We start from the raw sequence: 7527 nt of genomic DNA, 5'->3' as shown, positions 1-7527 counted from the left end.
TTTTTTCTTGATGGTAGTCCCCTTAACGCGTTGTGCCTGAACCCATTCTGGATATACTTTTTCAGTCTTCATACCTTCCTCCTTTCGTATAGGTGGCGTATACCTATACTTTAGGTATATTATACCTCTACAGAGCAGAAAAAGGAAGAGGGAAAAGCACTTTTGTATAATGCTTTTCCCTCTAAGTTTCATCGCTAAAAGACCCTATATTTATTTTGCTTCATGAAACAACCCTAAGGTAGCCGCATATATTCGGCAATATTTTGAAGCACACCGCAACTATTTATATTTTCCTGCTCTTGAGTTCAGGGTGCTCCTTGTAGAATTCCTCTTTATCCTTATACATGGCAAGATCTGCATTTCTCATGGCTAAACGGATGTCGTCACCTTTTGATGAAAAGTGGCTACCGATAGACATTGTAATCTCTGCAGGATAGGTTGTTTTTTCACGAAGCTTATCTATTTTCTCGTTAAATGCATCCTCTGTGGTATTTATGCTGATAATGGAAAACTCATCACCACCGGCTCTGTAAATCTCATCCGTATCAAAGACGGAGGATATTATAGATGCCGCAGACCACAGCATCTGGTCGCCTGCTTCGTGGCCATACTTATCGTTTATATACTTAAGACCATTCAGGTCAATAAAAATCACTCCGTAAGGCCTGAGCCTAAGTTCCATTTTTGATACAAAGGCATCTACCCTCATATTCATGGCATTTCTGTTGAAAACTCCGGTCAGTGAATCCATGTTGCTGAGTTCTCGCATCTTTTCCATAAGATTATGGTTTGCAAGCTCCGCAGCCAGGAAAAACGAAGTATGCTCAAGAAGTTCCTTAATCTCAATAGTTCTCGAAGCATCAAAATTTATTACGTAAAGATATCCGATCGTGATCTTATTCTGGACAAGTGGAACAAAGCAGATGCTTTTTGCTCCGTTATCTCTAAGCGAATGTGCCCATTCCGGATTTCTTTCCTCCAGGCTTTTCATGTCATCCTCATCGGTTATAATAAGACAATTACTTTTCTCAATTGTCTTATCCCAGGTCTTAACAACCTCAGGCGGAATATTCTCAATCCTCTTCGCATGTTCTGCTTCGTCTACATCTTTTGTCTTACCACCGATATATTTAAGTCCATGGGTAAGCTCGTCTATACTGAGAACAGTCACGCTGTCCGCATCACATTTTTCATAAATCTCCCGGACAACCTCATCCACGGCCACCAAGAAATTGTCCGAAGTACGGAAAGTGGCACAGCTTTTTATTACAGACGCTGCTGTGTCCATCGTAACATTGCCCATTCTCTCGGGATCCGCTTCCTTTGTGAGTTCATATGAAAAAATGCAATATCCGATATCGTCACGATCTGAGGCAAGCGGAATATAAACCTGATCCATCCACATTCCTATAGCCTTAGCCTCAACATAGGTATGGATCTGCTTATTGCGCAGTGCAGCCGATGATACAAAATGCTCGAACTTTCTTTCCTTGGGGAAAAGCTCGGTATAAATCATTCCGTCATAATAGGTGGGCGGCATAGATTTTTTATATTTTTCATTAGCCGCAACAATGCGCAGTTCACCCATCTCTCCGTCCGGGAGTCTCTCCACCGACAGGACGCAGGCTATTGTATTTAATGAATTAACTAATGCGAAAAAATCCATATCTTCACCCTTATATTTTGCTGAAATATCGCAGTGCCATGTGGATATTTGAATCCTATTTCCCACAATACTATTGTATAGGAACAGCAGTGAAGTATGAATTATCTAAAACTTAAATTTCTGTAAAAGATTATGAAAAAGAAGCTGTGAAAAGGAATGCCTTCTCACAGCCTCTATTTTTGTTTTAATTATTCTATGATACCGGGATTTTAGAATTTTCCAGCCTTTGCAGCTTCTTCGATGGAAACAGCTGTAGAAACAGTCATACCAACCATCGGGTTGTTACCAGCGCCGATAAGACCCATCATCTCAACGTGTGCGGGAACTGAAGAAGAACCTGCAAACTGAGCGTCAGAGTGCATACGACCCATAGTATCTGTCATACCATAGGAAGCAGGACCTGCTGCCATGTTATCGGGATGAAGTGTACGTCCGGTACCACCACCTGAAGCAACTGAGAAGTACTTCTTACCAGCCTCAGTACGCTCCTTCTTGTAAGTACCTGCAACGGGATGCTGGAATCTTGTAGGATTGGTTGAGTTACCTGTGATAGATACGTCAACGTTCTCCTTCCACATGATAGCAACACCTTCCTGTACATCGTTAGCGCCGTAGCAGTTAACCTTTGCACGAGGTGAATTTGCATCCTTTGAATAGCACTTTCTGAAGACTTCCTCTACCTCACCTGTGAAGTAGTTGTACTTTGTCTCTACATATGTAAAGCCGTTGATACGGGAAATGATCTGTGCAGCGTCTTTTCCAAGACCGTTAAGGATAACGCGAAGAGGCTTTGTACGAACCTTGTTAGCCTTCTCTGCGATACCGATAGCACCCTCAGCAGCTGCGAATGACTCGTGACCTGCAAGGAATGCGAAGCACTCTGTATCCTCTTCAAGAAGCATCTTACCAAGGTTACCGTGGCCAAGACCAACCTTACGACGGTCAGCAACAGAACCGGGAATGCAGAAAGCCTGAAGGCCGATACCGATTGCTGCAGCAGCATCAGCAGCCTTGCGGCAGTTCTTCTTGATTGCGATAGCAGCACCTACTGTGTAAGCCCACTTAGCGTTCTCAAAGCAGATAGGCTGAATGCCTTCGATGAGGCTGTAAACATCAATGCCTGCTGCCATTGTAATATCTTTACATTCTTCAATAGAAGAGATGCCATACTCCTTAAGGCAAGCCAGGATCTGGGGCTCTCTTCTTTCATATGATTCAAATAAAGCCATTATTTTTTCCTCCTTACCTTTATCACTGTTTTCTGGGATCGATGAATCTTGCAGCGTCTGCCACACGACCATACTGACCCTTAGCCTTCTCAATAGCTGTGTTTGCATCGTCACCAGCCTTGATGAAGTCCATCATCTTTCCAAAGTTAACATACTTGTAACCAATGATCTCGTCGTTCTCATCAAGAGCAAGGTCTGTGATGTAACCATCTGTAAGCTCAAGATAACGAGGTCCCTTGTCAAGTGTACCATATGTAGTACCTACCATTGAACGTGATCCCTTACCAAGATCCTCAAGGCCGGCACCAATCTGAAGTCCATCCTCTGAGAATGCAGACTGTGTTCTACCATAAACAATCTGAAGGAACAGCTCTCTCATAGCTGTGTTGATAGCGTCACATACAAGGTCTGTATTGAGCGCTTCAAGAACTGTAAGACCGGGAAGAATTTCAGCTGCCATAGCTGCTGAGTGAGTCATACCGGAACATCCGATAGTCTCTACAAGTGCCTCCTGGATGACACCTTCCTTAACATTAAGGGAAAGCTTACAGCCACCCTGCTGAGGAGCACACCAGCCAATACCATGTGTATAACCGGAAATGTCCTTAATCTCTTTGGACTGAACCCATTTTGCTTCTTCAGGAATGGGAGCAGCACCATGATGTACCCCTTGTGTTACGGGACACATATTTTTTACCTCTGTTGAGTAAATCATAAGTACCTCCTTATTGTTAGTGTTTACTATAGTATGATAAATTTTTATCGTTTACTACGCACTACATTTGGATTCTACTAAAAAATGCAGATTATATCAAGGTTTTATGAGTGTTAATGTTATTAAATAATAATAAACACTTATTGATACCTATCGTAAACGACTTTACCGTCCTTAAACTCCCAAATTCTTGTTCCGTTGGCATAAACTATGTATGTGCAGCTTGATTTCTTGATGCCGACTTTCTTAGCCTTTTTCTTGAATGTCTTTGAAACCTTCTTTACTGAATCTCTGGCCTGTCCTATTTCCTTAGGCTGCATTTTTGCTGACATATCAAACATCCATGCATCCAAGGGCATATCCAGCTTAATTGTGAAGTTGTATTTGCTGCCCTCTTTTTTATATGTAACCTTGAGGTTACCGGTTATACCCTTGCACTTGTTTCCACCCTTGTTAATCTCTTTGCAAAGCTTCTTCGCAGCCTTGTCCTTATTTGCTGCGCTTGCTGTCATTCCTACTGCGCCAAATACCATCATGAACGCAAGCATAAGTGACAAAACTTTTACTACTACTTTTTTCATACTCTTTCTCTCCTTTTTTTATAGTTCCCCTCATGTGTTTTGTCCGGGCAGATTGCCCACTTGTCTATGATAGCAGAAAATAGTTGGGCTGTGGGATTTTTATTGAAACTATTCTTGCCTATAGATGAAATCATCCGTAAAATACGGTAGAGGAAATAATTCAATTAATTGTGACTAAGGAATTTCAGAATGAAAATATTTATTTTAAGACACGGAACAACTGCATGGAATAATAAGAGACTTATTCAGGGGCAGACTGATATACCGCTGGACGAGCTCGGAAAATTGATGGCTACGGAAACCGGAAAAGGGCTAAAAGCTGCGGGCGTTTCTTTTGATAAGGTGTATTCGAGTCCTCTTTCGAGATCGTATGAAACGGCTGAGATTGTTTTGCGGGAACTTTGCGGAAGTAATGGCGATAGCTGCACTACTTCCAGTGAATGCCACTTGAATGAAAGTCAAAATACGTTCAATATTACAACCGATGACAGATTGAAAGAGCTTCACTTTGGTTTCATGGATGGCGGAAGTGTTTTTGAGATGACGGAAGATGAACACTGTCCTTTCAGATATTTCAAGACAGCGCCGAATTTGTATGAGAAGGAACTTCTCGCACTAAGGAACAGTGAGCCATCAAGCTCTGAGGACTTGCCAGATCAGGAGAATGTTCCTGCCACCAAGACCTTATCTGATGGTGATAGCAAATCCCCTACCCCTGAACTGCTTAGTGAGCTCTGCCTTCGTGCGAAGGATTTCATGATAAATGTTATAGAGCCGCTTGCAAGCTCCGGCACAGATGATAGCAGCGATTCTGCTTTCGGAAATAATGCTGCTACTCACGATAATACAGTTCTCATCAGCGCTCATGGGGCACTCAGTAAAGCCATACTCATGTATGTCCGCGGTGAATCCGATCTTGCAAAATTCTGGGGTGACGGCCTTCTCCCCAACTGCGGAATTGCTATTGTCGAGCTGATTATTGACGCCGGGAAACCAGTCTACAAAATCCTGAATTCTTCTGTAGTCTACTATGACGAAAGCATTCAGGATAAAGCGCCGAAACTTTTATAAGCTTTTCGCAAATACATCTTTTCATTTTATTTGTTACTCTTTTTTAGCGCTTTTTCTTATAAAAAGAAGCCATTTTTTCGCAATCCATAATAAATAATAAGTTTGTTACTCCTTTTTCATAATAAACAGAGTAACAAACTTTCTTTTTCCCCTTAATTGCGAAAATATTGCTTTTCACAATCTCCAAATAAGACTAAAAAGAGTAACAAACTAAATAAAATATGTAAATTGCGAAAAGGCAGAAAGTTGAATTACTTTCCGCCTTCATTTTTCTACAAGAATTAAAATTTGATCTAGTCAACTTCATGTATTAATTCCATGTTCAATACTTGATCTCGAAGGTTCGCTCATCTTCTTCAACAGGAATTGTCGCCATGGTCATGTCCATCACATCAATGTAGGTGCCGGATTTGACGGCGGCGATCCACTGCTGAATTTCTTCCATTGTGCCCTGGGCTTCTGCCGTAACCGAGCCGTCCCACTCATTCTTCACCCAGCCGGTCAGGCCGTACATATTGGCTGTATGAAAAGCAGTATAGCGGAAACCCACTCCCTGCACATATCCTTTGAACTTTACATGAACTCGAACCTTACTCATATTTTCCCTTTAATAAATCCTGTAATTACCGGACAACGCCAGGAGTGCAAACATATAGAGACAGTTGTCGTAGTATCTGCGCTCGCCCTTTCGAAGCGGCTGATTCCAGAACCATTCCACCCATTTACGCGCGGTCTCAAAGTCGGCACCCGCTTTGTCGTTATCGCTGCCGTCCGCTTTTGCCCCCGGGTTATCAATCGCAAGCGCACCCTGCGCAATTGTTGCAAGCAGTCCAAGCGGATGAAGCACAGGTCTCTCGAGAGGTGTCCCGTCTACCTTATAGGCACATCTGACAGCCTCAAGATCTGTTCCGAAAAATTTCATCATCTTAAGCGGAGCTCCCAGCTGGCCGCAGTCCTCACCGAACCAGATCGCATCAAGGCCGATATTCGCAGCAGTTCTGTAGGCATCGCTGAAGAAGTCACCGAACTGTCCCCAGGGAAGCTGCTTAACCATGGGTGTTCCGTCAAAATTGCCATATTCAGGGCTAAGTCCGGTGTCCTTGTGACAAGCCTTTACAAGATATTCCCTGCTGACCTTAGCAGCTCTTGCAAAAAATTCTCTGTCCTCCTCGTTTGCCCAGAGCGCAAAGAGCTCATAGAAATGAGGCAGATGATAAGAAGGGTCAGTGTGCGGGCATCCTGGTACAAACAGAATTTGTCCGTTTTCCCTGTTCCACATGGGTGCTCCGGGCCTGCCGTTTTCACCCTTATGAAGGCATGCGCTCAGTATGTTCCTGGCCTCTCTGCTGTAGTTGAAAATTCCCTCGCCGTCGCCCCATCTGTGAGAAGCGAAAAACAGCGCCATCGCATAGAATTCCTCTCCGTCAGGAGCCGGACCATAGGCGTTCTTTTTGCCGTTTGTCTGACATGACCAGGCAAAATAACCTTCGTTTTCACCCTCGTCCATGTACATGTAGGTCTTGGACCACTTCCATATTCGGTCAAACGCTTCCTTCATGTCAAGCTGAACGCACATCATCATTCCGTAGGACATACCCTCGGTTCTGGCATCATTGTTGCCGGTGTCGGTGAGGTATCCCATATCCTCCCCGGCTTCGTGGTAGATTCTCTCATTATCATCATAGAAAAAAGTCTGAACCGACTCTTTGATCTTAGCGCTTATTTCTTCATCGGATTTCCCGATTTCTCTGAAAAGATTTCTGTATTCGCCTGTCTTAAATGCTCCCATTTTCCGACTCCTCACTTTAAAAAAAAATTCAGGATGATATCTTGATTATCATGGCTGTCATAAAGTAATTTCTACTGATATATTCTCATGACAGTTTTTCCATGTCTTACTTAAAGTTGCTTTTTTATATGTGGTTGTTGCGGTTCGTAGGGTTGTTTCATGAAGCAAAATAAATATAGGGTCTTTTAGCGATGAAACTTAGAGGGAAAAGCATTATACAAAAGTGCTTTTCCCTCTTCCTTTTTCTGCTCTGTAGAGGTATAATATACCTAAAGTATAGGTATACGCCACCTATACGAAAGGAGGAAGGTATGAAGACTGAAAAAGTATATCCAGAATGGGTTCAGGCACAACGCGTTAAGGGGACTACCATCAAGAAAAAAGGTGATTCATATTACCTGTACAAGCGTACATCGAAAAGGGTTCCGGGGAAAAAATACCCCCAGCCTGTGGATACCTATATCGGGCTGATTACT

General features: G+C 42.9%; 7 protein-coding genes and 1 pseudogene. 1 reads left to right on the top strand and 7 read right to left on the bottom strand.

The window, feature by feature from the left end:
• The 5 genes and pseudogenes from BLR42_RS23400 to BLR42_RS21310 form a co-directional block, all read right to left on the bottom strand.
• Window positions 1-192, bottom strand: a pseudogene (locus tag BLR42_RS23400) (hypothetical protein); the annotation flags it as partial.
• A gap of 91 nt (window positions 193-283) precedes the next feature.
• Entirely contained in the window at window positions 284-1666 is a 1383-nt protein-coding gene (locus BLR42_RS21325; protein ID WP_091873582.1) for a sensor domain-containing diguanylate cyclase, read from the bottom strand.
• A 209-nt stretch (window positions 1667-1875) separates the two neighbouring features.
• The gene (locus BLR42_RS21320; RefSeq protein WP_022763477.1) at window positions 1876-2895 is read right to left on the bottom strand and encodes a GGGtGRT protein; all 1020 of its coding nucleotides are present in this window, start codon (window positions 2893-2895) and stop codon (window positions 1876-1878) included.
• A 22-nt stretch (window positions 2896-2917) separates the two neighbouring features.
• Window positions 2918-3610, bottom strand: coding sequence for an iron-sulfur cluster assembly scaffold protein (locus tag BLR42_RS21315; protein WP_022763478.1), 693 nt, complete (start codon window positions 3608-3610; stop codon window positions 2918-2920).
• Between the two features lie 140 nt (window positions 3611-3750).
• Window positions 3751-4191, bottom strand: a complete 441-nt coding sequence (locus tag BLR42_RS21310) for a hypothetical protein (protein ID WP_026499551.1) — start codon at window positions 4189-4191, stop codon at window positions 3751-3753.
• A gap of 189 nt (window positions 4192-4380) precedes the next feature.
• Here BLR42_RS21310 and BLR42_RS21305 point away from each other — a divergent pair, with 189 nt between their 5' ends.
• Window positions 4381-5262: a histidine phosphatase family protein gene (locus BLR42_RS21305; RefSeq protein WP_091873579.1), complete on the top strand. Its 882-nt coding sequence runs from the start codon at window positions 4381-4383 to the stop codon at window positions 5260-5262.
• Between the two features lie 322 nt (window positions 5263-5584).
• Here BLR42_RS21305 and BLR42_RS21300 read toward each other — a convergent pair whose 3' ends face one another.
• Both BLR42_RS21300 and BLR42_RS21295 read right to left on the bottom strand, forming a co-directional pair.
• Window positions 5585-5860 carry an acylphosphatase gene (locus BLR42_RS21300; RefSeq protein ID WP_026499550.1) on the bottom strand — a complete coding sequence of 92 codons (276 nt, stop codon included), beginning with the start codon at window positions 5858-5860 and terminating at the stop codon, window positions 5585-5587.
• Between the two features lie 9 nt (window positions 5861-5869).
• On the bottom strand, window positions 5870-7051 hold the full coding sequence (locus BLR42_RS21295; protein ID WP_091873576.1) for a glycosyl hydrolase family 8: 1182 nt from the start codon (window positions 7049-7051) through the stop codon (window positions 5870-5872).
• Window positions 7052-7527: the final 476 nt, after the last annotated feature.

The organism is Butyrivibrio sp. INlla16 (assembly GCF_900104155.1).
Classification (GTDB): Bacteria; Bacillota; Clostridia; order Lachnospirales; family Lachnospiraceae; genus Butyrivibrio.
The sequence above is the reverse complement of the archived record's forward strand: the minus strand, read 5'-3'. Positions and strand labels throughout refer to the sequence as shown.

Coding starts and splice junctions, on each gene's coding strand:
- BLR42_RS21325 (WP_091873582.1), bottom strand. CDS start 1,666: ATGGATTTTTTCGCATTAGTTAATTCATTAAATACAATAGCCTGCGTC.
- BLR42_RS21320 (WP_022763477.1), bottom strand. CDS start 2,895: ATGGCTTTATTTGAATCATATGAAAGAAGAGAGCCCCAGATCCTGGCT.
- BLR42_RS21315 (WP_022763478.1), bottom strand. CDS start 3,610: ATGATTTACTCAACAGAGGTAAAAAATATGTGTCCCGTAACACAAGGG.
- BLR42_RS21310 (WP_026499551.1), bottom strand. CDS start 4,191: ATGAAAAAAGTAGTAGTAAAAGTTTTGTCACTTATGCTTGCGTTCATG.
- BLR42_RS21305 (WP_091873579.1), top strand. CDS start 4,381: ATGAAAATATTTATTTTAAGACACGGAACAACTGCATGGAATAATAAG.
- BLR42_RS21300 (WP_026499550.1), bottom strand. CDS start 5,860: ATGAGTAAGGTTCGAGTTCATGTAAAGTTCAAAGGATATGTGCAGGGA.
- BLR42_RS21295 (WP_091873576.1), bottom strand. CDS start 7,051: ATGGGAGCATTTAAGACAGGCGAATACAGAAATCTTTTCAGAGAAATC.